The sequence below is a fragment of the Microbispora sp. ATCC PTA-5024 genome, assembly GCF_000511135.2.
GTDB lineage: Bacteria > Actinomycetota > Actinomycetes > Streptosporangiales > Streptosporangiaceae > Microbispora > Microbispora corallina.
Window position 1 is genome coordinate 146602 of the sequence record NZ_KI866528.1, and the last position, 761, is coordinate 147362.

At 78.2% G+C, this 761-nt stretch carries 2 protein-coding genes; both read left to right on the forward strand.

Going from position 1 to position 761, the window contains the following annotated elements:
- A partial coding sequence (locus MPTA5024_RS37615) for an arginase family protein (RefSeq protein ID WP_198167654.1) occupies positions 1–321 on the forward strand: 321 nt, incomplete at its 5' end.
- Between the two features lie 46 nt (positions 322–367).
- On the forward strand, positions 368–761 hold a 394-nt coding region (locus MPTA5024_RS43105; protein WP_198167655.1), incomplete at its 3' end, for a helix-turn-helix domain-containing protein.

Sequence of the window (761 nt, forward strand, 5' to 3'; positions counted from 1 at the left end):
GAGGCGGGGCTCGCCCGCCGCACCGTGGCCGAGCTGACGGCCGACCCGGCCGCGCTGGTCCCCGCGGTGTCCGCCACCGGCGCCACGGCCGTGTACGTCCACATCGACCTGGACGTGCTCGACCCAGGAGAGTTCGGGTCCCTGAACCACCCCGAGGCCGGCGGCCTCGCCGTCCCCACGCTGCGCGCGGCCGTGCGGGCGCTCACGGCCGCGTTCACCCTGGCGGGCCTGGGGATCACCGAGTACGCGCCGCGCCGCGACGAGGACCGGGCCACGCTGGCTGGGCTCGTCCCGGCGCTGCTGGGAGAGGAGAGCCGGTAGGCGCCGGGCGACCGCGTACGGGCCGGCATCAGGACGCGGAGGGCTGATGGGGCGCAAGCCGAAACCCCTCGACCCCGGGCAGGGGCCGATCCAGAGGTTCGCCCACGACCTGCGGCGGTTGCGCGAGGACGCGGGGGAGCCGACGTACCGTCAGATGGCGGCCAGGGTGCACACCTCGGCCAGCGCCCTGTCGATCGCCGCGTCCGGCGACCGGCTGCCGAGCCTCATGGTCACGCTGGCCTACGTGCGGGCCTGCGGCGGCGACCCCGGTGTGTGGGAGGCCCGCTGGCACGAGCTGTCCGCCGCGCTCGCCGCCGAGCTCGCCGCCGGACGCGCGCCCGCGGCGCACGAGGGCACACGCGGGAGCGCGGACGGCCGACGCGGGGACGTGGACGGCCAGCGGGACGGCGCGGACGTCGGGGCGGACCGCGCGACCGCCG